The 16,681-nt window shown below is 37.9% G+C and carries 17 protein-coding genes; 4 read left to right on the forward strand and 13 right to left on the reverse strand.

Features of this window, described 5'->3' with window-relative positions; translation table 11 throughout:
- Positions 1-35: 35 nt before the first annotated feature.
- Positions 36-722, reverse strand: a complete 687-nt coding sequence (locus ACN6MT_RS20940) for an N-acetylmuramoyl-L-alanine amidase (RefSeq protein ID WP_419887871.1) — start codon at positions 720-722, stop codon at positions 36-38.
- Between the two features lie 510 nt (positions 723-1,232).
- Between ACN6MT_RS20940 and ACN6MT_RS20945 the strand changes: the two genes are divergently transcribed.
- Positions 1,233-1,550 carry a hypothetical protein gene (locus ACN6MT_RS20945; protein WP_419887872.1) on the forward strand — a complete coding sequence of 106 codons (318 nt, stop codon included), beginning with the start codon at positions 1,233-1,235 and terminating at the stop codon, positions 1,548-1,550.
- A 52-nt stretch (positions 1,551-1,602) separates the two neighbouring features.
- Here the strand turns inward: ACN6MT_RS20945 and ACN6MT_RS20950 are convergent, their stop codons facing one another.
- The 7 genes from ACN6MT_RS20950 to ACN6MT_RS20980 all read right to left on the reverse strand — a co-directional run bounded on the left by ACN6MT_RS20950 (position 1,603) and on the right by ACN6MT_RS20980 (position 8,737).
- Entirely contained in the window at positions 1,603-1,902 is a 300-nt protein-coding gene (locus ACN6MT_RS20950) for a BC1872 family protein (RefSeq protein WP_419887873.1), read from the reverse strand.
- A 135-nt stretch (positions 1,903-2,037) separates the two neighbouring features.
- The gene (locus ACN6MT_RS20955; RefSeq protein WP_419887874.1) at positions 2,038-2,577 is read right to left on the reverse strand and encodes a glutathione peroxidase; all 540 of its coding nucleotides are present in this window, start codon (positions 2,575-2,577) and stop codon (positions 2,038-2,040) included.
- A 95-nt stretch (positions 2,578-2,672) separates the two neighbouring features.
- A complete protein-coding gene (locus tag ACN6MT_RS20960) occupies positions 2,673-3,245 on the reverse strand; it encodes a hypothetical protein (RefSeq protein WP_419887875.1) in 573 nt (190 codons plus the stop codon).
- Between the two features lie 191 nt (positions 3,246-3,436).
- Positions 3,437-5,179 carry an aminodeoxychorismate synthase component I gene (pabB, locus tag ACN6MT_RS20965; protein WP_419887876.1) on the reverse strand — a complete coding sequence of 581 codons (1,743 nt, stop codon included), beginning with the start codon at positions 5,177-5,179 and terminating at the stop codon, positions 3,437-3,439.
- A 60-nt stretch (positions 5,180-5,239) separates the two neighbouring features.
- The gene (locus ACN6MT_RS20970) at positions 5,240-6,697 is read right to left on the reverse strand and encodes an amino acid permease (protein ID WP_419887877.1); all 1,458 of its coding nucleotides are present in this window, start codon (positions 6,695-6,697) and stop codon (positions 5,240-5,242) included.
- 360 nt (positions 6,698-7,057) lie between these two features.
- Positions 7,058-7,588, reverse strand: coding sequence for a cupin domain-containing protein (locus tag ACN6MT_RS20975; RefSeq protein ID WP_419887878.1), 531 nt, complete (start codon positions 7,586-7,588; stop codon positions 7,058-7,060).
- 120 nt (positions 7,589-7,708) lie between these two features.
- Positions 7,709-8,737, reverse strand: coding sequence for a threonine aldolase family protein (locus tag ACN6MT_RS20980; protein WP_419887879.1), 1,029 nt, complete (start codon positions 8,735-8,737; stop codon positions 7,709-7,711).
- Between the two features lie 209 nt (positions 8,738-8,946).
- Between ACN6MT_RS20980 and ACN6MT_RS20985 the strand changes: the two genes are divergently transcribed.
- Positions 8,947-10,257 carry a TrkH family potassium uptake protein gene (locus ACN6MT_RS20985; protein ID WP_419956498.1) on the forward strand — a complete coding sequence of 437 codons (1,311 nt, stop codon included), beginning with the start codon at positions 8,947-8,949 and terminating at the stop codon, positions 10,255-10,257.
- A gap of 625 nt (positions 10,258-10,882) precedes the next feature.
- Here the strand turns inward: ACN6MT_RS20985 and ACN6MT_RS20990 are convergent.
- The 4 genes from ACN6MT_RS20990 to ACN6MT_RS21005 form a co-directional block, all read right to left on the reverse strand.
- A complete protein-coding gene (locus tag ACN6MT_RS20990) occupies positions 10,883-11,548 on the reverse strand; it encodes a carbonate dehydratase (protein ID WP_419887880.1) in 666 nt (221 codons plus the stop codon).
- Between the two features lie 161 nt (positions 11,549-11,709).
- A complete protein-coding gene (locus ACN6MT_RS20995; RefSeq protein WP_419887881.1) occupies positions 11,710-12,699 on the reverse strand; it encodes a hypothetical protein in 990 nt (329 codons plus the stop codon).
- Positions 12,700-12,976: 277 nt separating this feature from the next.
- Positions 12,977-13,474: a hypothetical protein gene (locus ACN6MT_RS21000; RefSeq protein ID WP_419887882.1), complete on the reverse strand. Its 498-nt coding sequence runs from the start codon at positions 13,472-13,474 to the stop codon at positions 12,977-12,979.
- 195 nt (positions 13,475-13,669) lie between these two features.
- On the reverse strand, positions 13,670-14,671 hold the full coding sequence (locus ACN6MT_RS21005; RefSeq protein WP_419887883.1) for an LLM class flavin-dependent oxidoreductase: 1,002 nt from the start codon (positions 14,669-14,671) through the stop codon (positions 13,670-13,672).
- A 353-nt stretch (positions 14,672-15,024) separates the two neighbouring features.
- Here ACN6MT_RS21005 and ACN6MT_RS21010 point away from each other — a divergent pair, with 353 nt between their 5' ends.
- Positions 15,025-15,636, forward strand: coding sequence for a cell wall hydrolase (locus ACN6MT_RS21010; RefSeq protein WP_419887884.1), 612 nt, complete (start codon positions 15,025-15,027; stop codon positions 15,634-15,636).
- Between the two features lie 174 nt (positions 15,637-15,810).
- On the forward strand, positions 15,811-16,239 hold the full coding sequence (locus ACN6MT_RS21015) for a DUF2383 domain-containing protein (protein ID WP_419887885.1): 429 nt from the start codon (positions 15,811-15,813) through the stop codon (positions 16,237-16,239).
- A 181-nt stretch (positions 16,240-16,420) separates the two neighbouring features.
- On the opposite strand, the gene ACN6MT_RS21020 is transcribed toward ACN6MT_RS21015, so the two are convergent.
- Positions 16,421-16,552, reverse strand: a complete 132-nt coding sequence (locus tag ACN6MT_RS21020; protein WP_419887886.1) for a hypothetical protein — start codon at positions 16,550-16,552, stop codon at positions 16,421-16,423.
- Between the last annotated feature and the right edge of the window lie 129 nt (positions 16,553-16,681).

Raw genomic sequence — 16,681 nt, forward strand, 5'->3', positions numbered from 1 at the left:
TTGTATAACCCTTCTTTAAAGCGTAATTACTCTACTTAAATTAGTATAGCAGGGTACCCTTTTGCTTTTAATTCTTCTACCAATGCCTTTGCACGATTGATATCTGAAAAAGCTCCCACTTGAACACGATAAAGTCCATCATTAATTGAAATAACAGCAGTTTTCTTTCTCAGTCCATATTGAGCAACAAGTCCTTCAACAACTGCCCTTGCTGCTTTCTTCTGGTACTCTGAGGTCCTCATTTTCATTGCTTCGTTTTGGTTAGTCATAAAGGCAAATTCTACTATTAATGCCGTCATTTTCGTTTCTCTTACCATTTGGAAATTAGCTGTTTTTACTCCACGATTTTTAAAACCTAATTCTCTTATAAGGTTGCTTTGTATTTTTTCCGCAAGTGCAGCTGCCTCTGTTGGCCTCGTCGTATAAATATACGTTTCTGTTCCTCCCGCATTGGTCCAACCATCTCCGTACGCATTTAGATGGTAGTCGATATGGACATTCGCTCCCCAGGTGTTTATTAATTCACAGCGTTTGTTTAACGGAATATCACTTTCCCCAGTAGGATCATCAATCCGTGTTTGACTTACTCCTTCATAACTTTCGAGTTCCATCATGACAAGTTTTACTATTTCACTCGTAACCTGCCATTCTTTATAGCCATCGGGTGACTGCTTTCCTGGTGTGATACGTGCATGTCCTGCTGCATGAGAAATTTTCAACATAAGTAACCCCTCCTTTTTTTTAAAAGGCTCTGTTAAACCTGAATGTTGATTTCACTGTGTTTGGAAAATAAGCGGAGAATATCCGTTTAACTAGGGAAATACCCATATTTCGGCTATTATAGGCGGAGTTTTTCCGCTTAATGTATCCAAATCCTTGGAATTTGTCTTATTTAAAGCAGTTAACCGGATTATCTCCCCTTATATCTGCTTCCTAAGGTTCCTCTATAGATAATAGTCGGAAATTCTCCGCCTATGAATTCTCACCCCTTCACGAAAATCAACAATGAAAAATAACAGAGCCTTTTGAAAAAGAACTTCTGAACTTCTATTTGTTCCCTTTCCTTCACCATTTATATACGGATGTGAATTATTAATGGACAGGTCAAAAGTTTCTCCGAAACGTAAAAAAGCATGAATTATTATTTCCCCTGTTATTTTTATCACACCTTTCACTTTCTAACGAATGTAAAATTATACTGAATCGTTAATAAATTAAAGGAGGGTATTGTATTGTTAAAGTTATTTCTGTTCGTCTTAATCCTTATTACGTTGGTGGTGTTAAGTATTTTTATTGATGGGGTGATGGAGTTACATAAGCAAGAAAAAGAAGACAAAAAGAATATCATCAGAGATGGAATGGAAGGATATTTAGATAAAACTTTTGGATTTGGCAATGTAACCATCTTCAAATCGATTCTTTGTGCCGATGGCAGCACTAGATACTTAGTTTATTTGCCAAAGTATGAATGGTTTAAATCTCCGCAATACGACTGGTATGAAGTTTATGCCTCACAAAACGGATATAAGCACGAAGCCGTAAAGGGCTAATAGTTACAAAAGAACACCTCCAGTGTGAGGTGTTCTTTATTCGGCTGTTTTTCTATATCCATCCCTCATCTATCGTACTATTGTCGGCGAGAGAGAATGCAGCATTTGTGATGGCTTGTGCTAATGTTTTACCATTTTCGCAAACATCATTAAAACATACTTCGTATTTTCCTTTTACGAAATAGGTATACCCAAAACTTTTTAATCTCTCAACGATAAAAAGTGCGTGTTCAAGGTTTTCCTCCGGCTTAAAATTATAAATAAAGTTTTCTTTTTCTGGGTCATACCATCTGTCCCAGCGATTCAATTTCCAGCCTAGTATTCTACGTGCAATTACTTCTGTTTTGTTCATATGCAACTGACCTCATTTATGTTCTAGATAATTATATTTTACCATTCCTCTATATAACCATCTATTTCAATATTGTGTCTCATGCTTACTTCTAGGGGCAAAAAAAGGACCATTTATGGCCCATTCGAATAAAAATTATTTTAATAACTTCTCAATATCATTCTCAACTTCAGCAGGTAACGTACTTGGAAAATAGCGTCTAACCACATTACCATTTTGATCAATTAAAAACTTAGTAAAATTCCATTTAATATCGGAACTCTCAAGAATCTTAGGAAAATTGTTACTGAGATGCTGATACAATCTACTGTCAGTATCCAAGTTACTATCCTCTGGTGCCCGCTCACGTAAAAACTTGAAAAGTGGATGTGCCTGCTCCCCGTTTACATCAATTTTTTTAAACACAGGAAAACTTACTTCATAGTTAACCGAGCAAAATGCTTGGATTTCCTCATCCGTTCCAGGTTCCTGCCCGCCAAATTGATTACAAGGGAAAGCTAACACGGAGAATCCCTGATCTTTGTATGTTCTATATAATTTCTCTAAACCCTCATATTGCGGGGTTAAACCACATTTACTTGCAGTGTTTACAATTAGTAATACTTTTCCCTTATAGTTCTCTAAACTAATATTTTCATCATTTGAAAGTTCAGCTTGATAAGTATAAATTGACATATTCGTTACCTCCATACCTTTTATCAGTTTGATAGCAATCTATGTACTATTCCACAAAGCATGAAAGTAACCCTGCAAATTCATAGAAAAAGAATCTATTTTGTGAAAAAAGCAAAATTAAGGGGAACACTAACTTTTTCATTTTCATTATGATAATTTTTAAGTTTACCTTCATAAACGACTTGAAATATAGGTGCACGTTGCAAATCATGAGGGGTTATCAGTGGCAGTGGTTTATCAAAAGCGATGATGTTAGATTCCTTAAGTAGATAAGCAACAAACTGAGAACAAAAGAAGGCATTTTTTCTCTTTATTGGTTTATTGAACATAACGCCAAATAATCCTAAAAAATTGTAGCGATAATCTTTCTTCTGTGCTTCAAATGCTTTTAAGTAGTGTTTTATTTTTTGAATTTGATCCTCTGTTACTGTCATGGAATAAATGGCACAGTCTGCTTGTTTAAATAAACCTGCCTTCACATCTTCCTTCACAAATCCTCCAATAAACGGGTTCCGTATCGTTTTTCTCCCGAAGCTGTAGACCTCGGATAACTGTCTATCAAAAGCAATGGATGCATGATTATATGGTTTTTTCGTATAAAGCTTTATTAATTTTGTTAATAAGGAACCTGTATTCGTTAAAAGAATATACACCTGTTTTTCGGTCATGATTTAGCCTCCTTAAAAGTCCTCAAGAAAACCTCTATGAGATTACAATACATACAAAAACTTAAGAAAAGTTTTATAAAATCCTTAAGATATTCTTAACTTTCAGGAGAATTCGTCCACTCTTACTAACAAAAAAAATAATCACCTTTCCTGTGAGATAGGTGATTACATGAAATCTAACATGACTTCCTTTATACGATATAAACTTCTTTCCATTTTCGAACACTATTAATAAACCAGGCTCTAGTTGCTTTTTTCAAATCGGCATGTGTAAGTGACTTTTCGCGTATTTCTCCAGTCTCGATTAATTTGTCACGATAAGTTCCAGCTAGTAAACCGCTGCTTATGGGTGGAGTCCATCGTACACCGTCAATTTCCAAGACAACATTGCCATTTGTAAATTCAGTTAATTCACCATCTTGATTCCAAAGCAGGACATCAAATGCTTCAGCAGGCTTTTGTTTTTGAAACTTTTCGTATATCTCTCGATTAGTGGTTTTATGATACAGAAATGGATTGGTTTTATCGATTGAATCGTCTGCTAGAATGACCTTCAATACTGTATCAAGCTGAATGATAGGTTGACCTTCTATTGTGTATTCCCCATCTTTGGAAAATAATAATCGAACCTTCATCATCCCGTCACCATTTTTATCTCGAAACTCGTTTAAGGATCTTTTAATCCTTTCAACTTCGTTTGGAAACCCAAAATACCGAGATGAATTCTCTAGGCGTTGAAGGTGCTCTTCAAGCAAAAAATAATTCCCATTGTCTAGTAACAAACTCTCTAACAATTGGAACTCCGCCGTTTTCTGCTCTAACAGCTTTGCTTTTGTCAGAATCTCATGGTATTCCCCTTCCGAAGTGGAATCCCATGTTACTCCTCCACCTACGCCATAAACGGCGTTGCCTGTTGAATGGTCTATCAACACGGTTCTGATTGGCACGTTAAAAATTGCCTCTTTACTTGGTGTAATATAACCTATTGCACCGCAGTAAACCTCACGTGGTTCATTCTCTAAGTCTCTTATGATGTTCATCGTGCTAACCTTTGGTGCGCCTGTAATCGATCCGCATGGAAAAATGGCTTTGAAGATATCAACTAAGGTCGTGGTTTCTGATACCTTTGCAGAAATCGTAGACGTCATTTGATGAACGGTTGGGTATTGTTCAATTTCAAATAATTTCTCCACTTCCACCGTCCCTGGTTCAGCAACCATTCCGAGGTCATTTCGCAGCAAATCAACAATCATTAGATTTTCTGCACGATTTTTCTCAGAATGTAGTAACCAATCTGCGTTTCTAGCATCTTCTTCAAATGACGCCCCTCTTTTGATTGTGCCTTTCATCGGACGTGTGGTAATTTTTCCATTATCTAAGTGAAAAAACAACTCTGGTGAAGCAGACAAAATACTATGTTCACCTGTATGGATGTAAGCACAATAATTTGAGCTTTGTGCTTTTTTTAACCTATTATAATATGCAAGACCCTCACCGCTAAATTCAGAATGGAGACGGATCGTATAATTCGTTTGGTATGTATTTCCCAACTGGATCGATTTTTTAATAGAGGATATCGCTTGATTATATTCCTCCATTGTTATTGCAGGTTTCCATTGAGATACGGAAAAATCTGCTTCACTGCTAATTTGTTGATATTCTGCATTTGAAAAAATACCAAACCAGAGCAAAGGAAAAGATCCCCCGCTCTTAACGGTAAAGGCTGAATCAAATGCTGGAGCACTTTCATATGACAAAAATCCTGCTGCATAATACCCGTTTTCCACAGCTTCTTGTACAAGTTGAAAATTCGGTATCACATCTTCCACCTTGTATGCCTCAATCACTCTGACGGGGTGTTGAAACGTTAATGGTTTTATTTTTCCGTTTGAATCGGCAAATTCAAATGCTAAAAGATGTTCTTTTTGGTTCATACGTTTACCTTTCACCCTTAAGTTTTCTGTTTTTTTTAAAGAAAAGAAACCTCTTTAAGTTTATTTTTCCTTGTTTCTTTCGTCAACTCTTTCAGCTAATTCTCTAGCTAACTCGGTAGCATAGTTTGGTCGGAGTTCCCTTGGTGACAAGGTTTTTTTAGGTGTATGATTTGGTCTTGTGCGTCTCATGTAGCTCATCATAAAATAAATGAAAGAGAAAATGACGACCATACTGCTTCCAGTTACGAGACCAGCTGTCTGCCCTGGAATAAAAGGCATGCATACTAGAACAATGATTAAGCTTATTAATGCGACCCAAGATGTAATAGGAAACCCCGGCATTTGGCAGATTCCACCCGGCGGGCACCCCTCCCTTTTCCGAAAGCGGATATGACTTGCCATAATGACAGCATAGGTAAAGATGAGTGCGAATCCGCCTGAGGTTATTAAAACAAGATAGGCTCTCGGAAATAACAAACCGAAAAATAACCCAATCAGCATCGACAGACCGGAAAATAAAATACCTTTGTAGGGAACATCGTTTTTGTCCTTAAGCCACTGTGGAGCATGACCTTCATCAGATAGAGAGCGGATCATTCTTCCTAATCCAAAAATACATGCCAACATAGCTGAGAGAATGGCTGAAATCAATACCAAATTTAGTGCCGTACCTGCCCAGCCAATTCCCCATCGGTTTAATGAAGCAACCATTGGACTGACGTTTTCACTAAGTTCTGCTGTAGGAATAAGTGGGAGCAGCACTGCTGCATACAGGATATACAAACCTACCAGCGAAAAAACAGTATAGCGAATCGCTTTCGGAATCGTTTCAGTTGGATTATCCGTTTCAGTTGCAGCCAATCCAATGATTTCAAAGCCTGCGTAGGCAAAAACAACTAAGAGCATACTTCCGGCGATTCCTCGCACTCCGCCAGGCATGATTGGTTCCCTAGCTAACTCACCAGCCCCAATAGCTGGGGTTCCTGGCAGTAAACCTGCAATTAATACCAATGCCGTTAAGATAAAAAAGATAATCGCAAAAATTTTAACCGCAGATAAACCGCTTGCCAGCTTCCCTATTTTATCTGCACCTAATAAATTTAGCAGGGTAACAGCTACTATAATCGATCCACCTAACCAAGCTATTGAAATATTCGGAACCCATTCACGTACTAATAATGAAATGGCTGTTGCCTCACTCGACATCGATAGAACGGTTCCAGTCCAATAAAGCCAGCCCACCACAAATCCTGTTCCTTGTCCAAGCTCCCTTGCTGCAAATGTACTAAAGGAGCCTACTGTTGGTGCACCTACCGTCATTTCTGACAAAGCATATAGAATAAGATAGACAAGCCCGCCAGCTAAAACATACGATAGTAAGATCGATGGCCCTGCTGCATTAATCGCCACAGATGATCCTAGAAAAAAAGAACCCCCAATGACGCTCCCTAATGCCATCATCGTAAGCTGCCAAGCTGACAATCCTTTTCGTTTACCCTTCATAGCTTGTTCACCCATTTTACAATTTCACCCAATTCCTAAAATAATCTAACGTTATTATTTACTTCATTTAGAAAAGGATTCTATGGGATATCTTGCTAGTATTTGTAAACTACATTGTTTAGTTGGGTTACTTGTTTTACCTATCGTTTTTGAACAAGCTCTTAATTGACAATAAATTTACAATTTAACAACCGTGTCTTAACAATCCTCCCCTATACTGAATGTAAAGAGTATGAATGTGGGAAGGAGAATGCAGCATGCGTGAGTTCATGTTCAGAATTATCATTTTGATTCCAATTTGTACTTTTATGTAATAAATCCCTTCATTATAAAAACCTACTATGCCTAATAATATCAGCACAAACCCCATCAATATTATTCCAACGAATTTGGCAGCTGTTCATAAGCTAGTTTCATAATGATTTCCTTGTGTTGTGGGTAAACCTTCAATAGTTCTTCCTGTGTAAAAAGTTCAAAGTCCTGAAATTCAAACCCTGGAGAAACCATACATCCAACTAGAGAACAAGTATCCTTCTCCGAAACAGAAGACCCAAATATTGAGTTTTTCTTCACTAAGGCTTGAGGCACTTCTCCTGCACCCAGATTCAATCCTAACTTTATTTCCTTATATTGACCACTTTCATCAATCACGTGGATACTCAAAGAACTCCCCCCGTGATAGTACCAAAGCTCATCAGATTTAAGTCTGTGAAAATGGGACACATCATTCGATGTTAACAGAAAATAAATACTAGTATAAAGCCTGCGCTTGCCTTCCAAATTCACAGATAATTCTTTATCACTAATTTGTTCTTCTGACTGAAAAGTTTCTTTGTAATATCCACCTTCAGGATGTGGAGTCATGCCAAGCTTGGACACCCAATAATCTAATTGATTTAACTTCACGTTACTTCCCTCATTTCTCAGTTAATAGCTATGCTTATTTTCGACGAGTACACTTTTTAAAATTCTGGGATCAACATAAAAAAAACAAACGCTACCTATTAAAAGGCAGCGATTTATATGCTATAACAGTACTCTTTTCAATTCTTCAATAAAGGCAATTACCTCTTCCTCTTTTGTTGCCCACGATGTTACAAGTCGGATGGCAGATGAATCAGAATCTACTTTCTCCCAGACATGAAAAGCATAGTTGCTTTCAAGCTTGGTGATGACTGGGTTCGGCAGAATCGGAAAGATTTGATTAGAAGGTGAGTGGGTCAAAAACTTAATATCAGCTTTTACAAACTCGTCTCTAATCTTACTTGCCATCTGGTTCGCATGGGTGGCCAAATCAAAGAACAAATTATCCTGAAAAAGTTCAAGAAATTGTATGCCCATCAATCTTCCTTTGGCAAGGAGCGCCCCTTTTTGCTTAATATGATAACGAAAATCCTCCTTTAAAGGATCGCGGCAGATTACGAGTGCCTCGCCAATCAGTGCTCCATTCTTTGTCCCGCCAATATAAAATGCATCTACGAATTTAGGGAGATCACTCAACTGCAGGTCATTCTCCTCTGAACATAATGCAGAACCAAGCCTTGCACCATCCATATACAAAATAAGTTGATTACGTTGACAGTAGTCATGTAACTCCTGAAGTTCGTTCTTAGAATAAATGGAACCAATCTCAGTCGAGTTCGATATGTAAACTAATTTCGGCTTCACCATGTGCTCATCCGGATGACCGTCAAGGACTCCCTGCAAATCGTTTGGTGAAAGTTTTCCATCGCTTCCCTCAACAGAAAGGATTTTATGTCCAGTTGCCTCGATAGCGCCTGTCTCATGCCCAAGAATATGTCCGCTGCTAACAGCTATTGCCGCTTCATGTGGTCTAAGGAAAGCTGAAATCGCGATCAGATTGGTTTGTGTTCCACCTGATATAAAGTGAATATCTACGTTTTCACTTTCGACTTTTTCCTTTATCAGTTTTATCGCTTCCTTCGAATATCGATCCTCTCCGTACCCCTCATCCTGCTCCAGGTTCGTTTCTAGTAGCGCATTTAGTATCCTTGGGTGTGCCCCTTCACTGTAATCGTTCTTAAAGCTATACATTTTATTGCCCCCATTTATCACTATTTCTATCCACCGTACTATCATACCAAGATTTCTTTTTGTCTACCAAAATAAAGGCAAAAAAAACAAGCATCACTAACACATCATCGACTCTTTTTGGTATTATTCCCATATCAGTATTTCATTTTAGTTAATTAAGGGAGACCAACGAAGTGGAGATTTATAAAAAAAGAGGGAATTTAATTAAAATGCACCCTGCTCAAATCCTTGTTCTAGGCTTTGGTGCGCTAATATTATTGGGGACTTTTCTATTTATGCTGCCAATTGCTACTTATGAAGAGGGGCGTGGACTAAGCTTTATTGATGCTTTATTTGAAGCAACCTCAGCCGTTTGTGTAACCGGTTTGGCTGTGGTCGATACGGGAACAACCTTTACCTTGTTTGGAGAGATCGTTCTCCTCTGCTTGATTCAGGTTGGCGGCTGGGGGTTTATGACCACAGGAATATTTATGTTCATTATCCTTGGGAAAAAAATTGGATTAAAGGAGCGCTTACTGCTGCAGGATTCATTAAATGTATTTTCTCTTGCTGGTGTTGTCAGCTTGGTTAAGCGAATCATTCTTATTACATTTATTGTTGAAATGCTGGGGGCTGCTGCTTTAGCGATTCGCTGGTCATTTGAAATGCCGCTTGGGAAAGCCATTTATTATGGAATCTTTCATTCGATTTCTGCATTTAATAATGCAGGTTTTGGGCTTGAACCTGATAATTTAAGTAAATGGGTTGGTGATCCTACCGTAAATATCGCCATCACTTCTCTTTTCATTACTGGAGGCATTGGTTTTACCGTTATCCTTGATTTATGGGCGAAGAAATCTTTTCGTAAATTATCCCTGCATTCCAAAGTTGCGTTACTCATGTCACTCTTTTTAAATATTATTGGATTCCTCATTATTTTGATTTCAGAATTTGAGAATTCGGCTACGATTGGAAACCTAGCATTTGAGGATAAGCTTTGGGCTTCCTATTTTCAAGGTGTGGTAACCAGAACGGCTGGTTTTAATACGATTGATATTGGAGCTATGAATCTTTCCTCTCTCGTTTTTATGATGGCACTAATGTTTATTGGTGCATCTTCAGGATCGACTGGTGGCGGGATTAAGGTAACCACTTTCGCTATTATTATTTTAGCTTTTTGGGCAGTTGTGACAAATCGTGACAATGTGAACCTCTTTAAAAAAAGAATTCCTTGGGAATTGGTAAATAAATCGCTATCTATCGTCGTAGCAGCTATATTTTTTATCTTTCTAATATTCTTTTTACTAACTTTTACGGAAAAAGCTGATATGAGCAAATTACTGTTTGAAACCATTTCCGCCTTTGGAACCGTGGGATTGTCTGCTAATTTCACACCCGAACTATCGCCATTCGGCAGGATATTGATTACCATCATGATGTTTATCGGCAGGCTTGGCCCATTAACCATGGCATTTGCTTTATTGAATCCTAGAAAAGAAGCTAAGGTAAAATATGCGGAAGAAAAAATATTAATTGGATAATAATAAACACCGTTTATGATTTAAACGGTGTTTATTGCAGGTTTATAAATTATAGGAATAGACAAAAAACCCCGACAAATGTGAGAAGGGGTCCGGTTTATTTGAATAGTTATATAGTTGGCATTAAGCAATTTCCATTTAAGCGATAAAACCCTTACCGATTAAATTAATGTGAGCTTTTTGTCTTAGTAATCTTATCTTTTGTTTTTTGGTTAATTTTCTCCAAATTCTTACTTTGAAATACATAAAAAGCCCTCCTAACTATGATTGGAGCCCCTCCAAAAACTTCTACACATTTCTACTATTTTATCTACTGAACACGAAATTTGATATTAATGGATTATGTTTTTATTTTATCAAACAAATTGTTGCTTGAAAATTTAAAAAGGTCGACCAATTCTAACGTAATATTACAAAATTCACTGTAAATTTCCTAGCAATTACTCTGTAAAATAGAATATCAATAGAAAAAATCCCTTTCATGTCGAAATGTATTTAGAATATTATGAAAATATATGTCAATATTGTGAACTGTATTATGAAGAAAATAGCCCTTCAGTTTAGTAACTGAGGGCTTTTTGCATTTTATTTCTCATTACAAAAAGGAAAACTTTGTCCATTCGTGTTAACAGGCTAAGCCGCAGGTACATTTCGTTTTTCCAAAAAAAAGCGAATAAGCTGAAGGAAATTCCTGATTCACTCGTTGTACCTCGATAGCAAACTCCTCCTCTGTTTTCGGTACAGCTGCTAGTGAGTTCGCCTTAGCTTGTGTATCTATGTTCGCTCCAGGCGGTACAAAGCTGTTTGGTTGCAGCTCGACTCCATTGGTAACCACCGCTCCTGAGGAAATAAAGCTTCCCTCCCCAATGATGGCATTATATACAATTGCCTTAAAGCCGATGAATACGTCGTCATCCACTCGGCATGGACCGTGTACCAAGGCACCATGCGCAACAGAAACCCTGTTTCCAATATATATCGAATACCTTTTCTGGTTTTTTTCAAAAAACTTATTTTTTAAGCCATGAAGGATCACACCATCTTGAAGATTACTATTGCTTCCAATAAAAAAAGGAGTTCCTTCGTCCGCCCTGATACTGACAAATGGTCCGACGTACGTATTATCTTGAATGGTTACATCTCCTACCACATACGTAAAAGGACTTAAAAATGCTTGATTATGAATAACTGGAAACCGAGGATACGGATTTACCGAAGTTGGCGGATTATAGCCGACATAGTAACTATAGAGATTAAAAGGTCCATTTTGATATCCCTGTTGATTCCACAATCTTATCTCTCCTTTCATTTTGAAGTCGTTAATATGTATGTTGATAATGGTGACATATGAATTAATTTATTTTCTATTTATCACCAAGAAGACGGCAACTTAGTTGCCGCCCTCTCCTAAGTGATATGAATTGTCATGTTTCTACCTTTAACTCTCTCCATTTATCCGAGATAAACCAAGGTTGCATGGTCCGTTTTTCTAAATGTTAAGAACCAAGGTACGCCTAATGGTCCGCCATTTAAAAATGGTGGTACGATTTCTACAAACTCTTTTGTATCAATATCGTACACTCGTACAGACCCTGTGAATTGACCGTTAGGCTCACCAGTTTCATTATCAACAGGACCATTAATTGGTACATATAAGTTTCCATTTGGTCCGAACAGGATAGCTGCTGCGAAGGCGCGGGGTTGTCCTACTTTATATAGGTCTATTTGGTCGATAAGCTGTCCCATTTGGTTGAAAATTAATATTTTGTCGTTGTCGTTCGCATCAGCACGAAAGCTTGTAACGTAAAGATTTCCGTCAGGTCCCCAAACTAAACCTTCTGGACGATGAAGATTGTTTTCTTCGCTGGAAGTAATGAATTCTCCAAGGTATTCCCCTGTTACCGGATTAAAGCGTAGAACCCAGCCGTCTAGCCCATTAAAAATATTGACGACAGAGACATACAGTAAGCCATCATGTGGACCGATGACTACACCACGAGGAAAGAACGGTGCAAAGAATTCAGGGTGCAAGAGGTTGCGTTGAAATTCGCCAGTACTTCCATTGTATTCCCTTAACTCGCCTGGCTGATTGTTAATGTCGAGAAAGTCTGCCACAAAAAGTGAGTTATTGTTCGAGAGGATAATCCCACGGGGTGCAAATGAAGCAGTAAAACCAGCAGAACTGACGAGTTCACCTAAAAACGCACCCGTTTGACCATTGTATTTTAAGATATTCCCAGGTTCATTGACGTCCGTTTCAACGTTTTGATTCGAAACAAGTAGATTTCCTTCCGGATTGAATAAGAGTCCGCGTGGACCGTTTAGACCGCCGCTGCCCGATAGGATAAATACACCGAGAAACTCCCCAGTCAACGCATCGAATCTCTTAATCGTGTTATCCAAGCCATCACCAATATAAAGATACTCTCTTCTTAATCCCATAAAAATTCCTCCTTTCTAGTAAAAATATGAGTGAAAACTTTTCACTCTATATAGTCTATGAAGATGAGTAGTTTATTGTATGAGACAAACAATCTGATAAAATAGCATATTTTAGTAGAAAAAAAATAAAAAGCGAGAATCGCAGACAACTTATAACGCTAACTAGTGAAAGACCACACCTGCACCCAACAAATATGCAAAACAACTGCATAAATGGGGTATTTATGTATAAATGGTGCCTGTCACCACAATAGTTGCCAACGCAACAGCCAGAGTCCTATTCGGACTCTGGCTGTTGTGGTGTTGTTTCTTCGTTCTTTGTTTGCTGTTGGTTGGTTTTGAAGATGTCTTTTGATACGGCGTTTAGTTTGTTCACGAAGCGGTTGAATCCAAATCCTACGAAGAAGGCGAAGCTTATTTGTGCATAAGGGGTATCTTCGAAGTCGACGAATTCGATTAGTAAGATACCACTTTGGATTAAGGTGACAGCTACGATGGCAGTACCTGTTGCGAATATGGGGTAAAAAATGTACATAATCCATTCCCTATAGTCGTTTAATTCATCTTTCATATAATGAGAACAAAACATATATAAATGTCTCAGTGAGCCTCCAATAGCCCCAGCGAAGAAGTAATATAAAAAGATTTTAATGTCATTAATAAATGGCAGTGATTCGTCAAGTACTCCCGTCCATACGATACCTATTGCTATGAAGCTCCCAAAAAACAACAACGAAAGATATAGTAAGATACCGGCTTTTAACCAATTATTCACCCAAATCACCCCGCTTGTGTTAATCCATCCTATGTGAAAATGACTTAGGGCGTGACTCTATAGATTTTTAAGAGCGAATGATTGCTATTTTAAAAATTCTACTGAACAAAATAAACTGACGCGTATGTAACACGTCAGCCTTCTATTTGTCTTCAATATGCCTGAAAAATTTCATTAACCAATTGATTGGAGAGTTTACTTCCCTTCCACCACTTCTTTAAATATTTCATAAGAACGTTTTTGTTTTTCTGGATCATAGATATACGAAACTGCCATGATTTCATCAACCGCATAGTAATCTTGGAAGCTTGTCAGCTGGTCTCGGATGGTTTCTTTACTTCCGATTAACGTTACACTGGACATAGACTTTGCCATTTCCTCTTCCATTGGAGTCCAAATTCCATCCATGCTTTCCACAGGTGGCTGCAATGGGTTTCGTGAACCACGGACAACGTTTAGGAAAAACTGATGCATGGTGGTTTGTAAGGTTTTAGCCTCTTGATCCGTTTCCGCTCCTATAACATTTAAACAGACCATCATATATGGTTTGTCTAGGTACTCAGAAGGCTGGAATCGCTCGCGATAAATTTTAATTGCTTCTCCCATGAATTTTGGTGCAAAGTGTGAAGCAAATACATAAGGCAGGCCCAAGCTTGCCGCTAAATAGGCGGAATCTGTGGATGACCCTAGAATATAAATTGGAACATTGGTATCCACACCCGGATAGGCTTTTACATAACCTTGTTGCTCTTCTGGTCCAAAATAAGTTTGCAATGCCTGAACATCATCAGGAAAGGTATATACGGAATCATTTTTCGAGCGACGAAGCGCACTCGCGGTCATCATATCTGTTCCAGGTGCACGTCCGAGCCCAAGCTCCACACGATTTGGATATATGGTTGCCATGGTGCCGAATTGTTCTGCTACGACAAGCGGCGAATGGTTTGGCAGCATAATTCCACCAGATCCTACCTTTATGGTTTTGGTATGCTCTAATGTATGTTTAATTAGGATTGCTGTAGCTGAACTAACAAGTGTTGGAGAGTTATGGTGTTCGGCAATCCAGTAGCGTTCGTAGCCCATTGCCTCAGTTGCTTGGGCTAGATCAACCATTTCCTCAATTGCTTGTTGCGAAGTTCGTCCTTCGCGAATTGGAGCTAGATTTAAAACGGATACAGGTATATTAAATGTTCCCATTATTTATTATTCGTCCTCTCTTTGTAAAGGTATGTTTCTATAGTAACAATAGAAGTAAAAGAAACAAACTCATTTGCTTTCCTTGCTAATGCTAAAATTTTCCTGTGCTTATTCCAATAAAATAATTCGCGTTGATGAATTCAGACACATCATTTGACCTGATTTCTATAAGCTCGTTTTGCTTTATAGGTCCTTTCAAAATATCGCCCATTCTACCATTTTGGAATATCCTACCAAAAATATCTCCGACTTCTAATTGTCTTCTCTATGTAATTTAACTGTAATACTATTCTATTTTTTCAATTCATAGTAATAGAGTTAAATACATTAAACCAACTTGGAGGACTAAAATAATGAAAAAATTAATCACTTTCTTTACACTTGCCGCTTCACTACTTTTTGCTTCCCCTGCTTTTGCTTATACGGTTAAACCTGGAGACACAATGTCAAAAATAGCTAGAGAGCATCATATTACCCTTCAGGAATTAGCTGATGGGAATCCACAAATTTCCAATTTAAATCTCATTTACCCTGGTCAGGAGATCCATACAGATAAAACAATTAAGTCTATTGCACTAAAAACGGTAGAACCTGTGAATGGAAATCTATCAAACGAAGAAATAGATTTGCTTGCACGTTTAGTTAGAGCAGAGGCACAAACAGAGTCTTTAGAGGGCAAGATTGCCGTCGCATGTGTAGTTCTTAACAGAGTCGAAAGTCCTCAATTTCCAAACAGCATAAAGGAGGTCATCTATGCCCCTGGTCAATTTCAACCAGTACAAAATGGTGAAATCAACAAACCGGCTGATGAAGAATCTATTCAAGCTGTTAACGCGGCCCTTTCTCATCAAAGGCAATTAGTTCAGGGGGCATTATTTTTCTACAATCCTGCTATTGCTACCAGCCGTTGGCTTGATTCAAGATCCACCACACATGTAATTGGACAACATGTATTTAAAATGTAATCACATCTTAAATAAACAGACAAAAAGCACTGCTGCTACAGTACTTTTTCTCTTCTAACATTAAATCGATAACAATTTCTCCACCGACACAGTATTTCTTACATTATGAATAAAATTGGATTATTCGTATACTACAGCCTACAAACTGCATAATAAGTTTGAGGAGCTGATAAAATGACGAATGAGACAGTTATTGAGGAATTAAATACCTTATTAAGAGGTACGTATATGGGGATTCGCTCGTTTGAACACTATATCCAAAAGACTGAAAATAATGAATTAAAAAGTGTCTTTCAATCTATGCAGCAGGAGATTAAAATGAATGCTCAAAAACTTGCGGAGCGGATTCAAAACCTTGGCGGTGTCCCAGCTGACGATGAAGGCTTCTCTGGTTCCATGCATAGCTTTATGCACAAAGCCATGCTTCCGGAAGACACAACGGAAATGATAGAAGACGCTGTAAAAGGACTAGATCAGTATGGTGTTCACTATTCTGAAGAACTTGTCAGGGGTGACCTTGACCCAGAAAGCAGACAGCTTGCCGAAGAAGTCATTGACACCAGTCGTAGACAAGTAGAACAACTTAAACAAATCCTTCACTAAACCTAATCAATAATCAAAAAAATTGACGTGTGTTTATACACGTCAATTTTATATTGTCTCTATAGTCATAGTTACACTGAAAAGATTTCCTATAACCCATTAAATCTACTACTTTGGCAAAAAGAAAAAGCCGTCCTTAGACAGCTCTTTTTGGTAATATTCTATCCAAAATTTGTAAGGCCTAAAACCATATCCTTTTATAATAATCATACTCATATAAATCCATGTTTTCATCAATATCTCTTTTTGGGGCACACTCTTCGCAAGGTTCTTCTGACTTGTTATGTTCACATTGTTCTACTAAAAGTTCCATGGTTTGTTCCCCTCCCCTAGTTCTTACTATTATTATAATGTAAACGATTACATTTGTCTTCTAATAAATTCTGGAAAATAAAATAATAGTAGAGTAGGGGGTTCACTTTTTAGGGCAGGCCCCCCCTTT

Source organism: Neobacillus niacini, assembly GCF_048572935.1.
Lineage (GTDB): Bacteria > Bacillota > Bacilli > Bacillales > Cytobacillaceae > Neobacillus > Neobacillus niacini.

Excerpts from the sequence above, each read along its gene's own strand:
- ACN6MT_RS21015 (WP_419887885.1), top strand. The coding sequence starts at position 15,811 with ATGACGAATGAGACAGTTATTGAGGAATTAAATACCTTATTAAGAGGT.
- ACN6MT_RS21020 (WP_419887886.1), bottom strand. The coding sequence starts at position 16,552 with ATGGAACTTTTAGTAGAACAATGTGAACATAACAAGTCAGAAGAACCT.
- ACN6MT_RS20995 (WP_419887881.1), bottom strand. The coding sequence starts at position 12,699 with ATGGGATTAAGAAGAGAGTATCTTTATATTGGTGATGGCTTGGATAAC.
- ACN6MT_RS20960 (WP_419887875.1), bottom strand. The coding sequence starts at position 3,245 with ATGACCGAAAAACAGGTGTATATTCTTTTAACGAATACAGGTTCCTTA.
- ACN6MT_RS20955 (WP_419887874.1), bottom strand. The coding sequence starts at position 2,577 with ATGTCAATTTATACTTATCAAGCTGAACTTTCAAATGATGAAAATATT.
- ACN6MT_RS20940 (WP_419887871.1), bottom strand. The coding sequence starts at position 722 with ATGTTGAAAATTTCTCATGCAGCAGGACATGCACGTATCACACCAGGA.
- ACN6MT_RS21010 (WP_419887884.1), top strand. The coding sequence starts at position 15,025 with ATGAAAAAATTAATCACTTTCTTTACACTTGCCGCTTCACTACTTTTT.
- pabB (WP_419887876.1), bottom strand. The coding sequence starts at position 5,179 with ATGAACCAAAAAGAACATCTTTTAGCATTTGAATTTGCCGATTCAAAC.
- ACN6MT_RS20950 (WP_419887873.1), bottom strand. The coding sequence starts at position 1,902 with ATGAACAAAACAGAAGTAATTGCACGTAGAATACTAGGCTGGAAATTG.
- ACN6MT_RS21005 (WP_419887883.1), bottom strand. The coding sequence starts at position 14,671 with ATGGGAACATTTAATATACCTGTATCCGTTTTAAATCTAGCTCCAATT.
- ACN6MT_RS20985 (WP_419956498.1), top strand. The coding sequence starts at position 8,947 with ATGCACCCTGCTCAAATCCTTGTTCTAGGCTTTGGTGCGCTAATATTA.
- ACN6MT_RS20980 (WP_419887879.1), bottom strand. The coding sequence starts at position 8,737 with ATGTATAGCTTTAAGAACGATTACAGTGAAGGGGCACACCCAAGGATA.
- ACN6MT_RS20970 (WP_419887877.1), bottom strand. The coding sequence starts at position 6,697 with ATGGGTGAACAAGCTATGAAGGGTAAACGAAAAGGATTGTCAGCTTGG.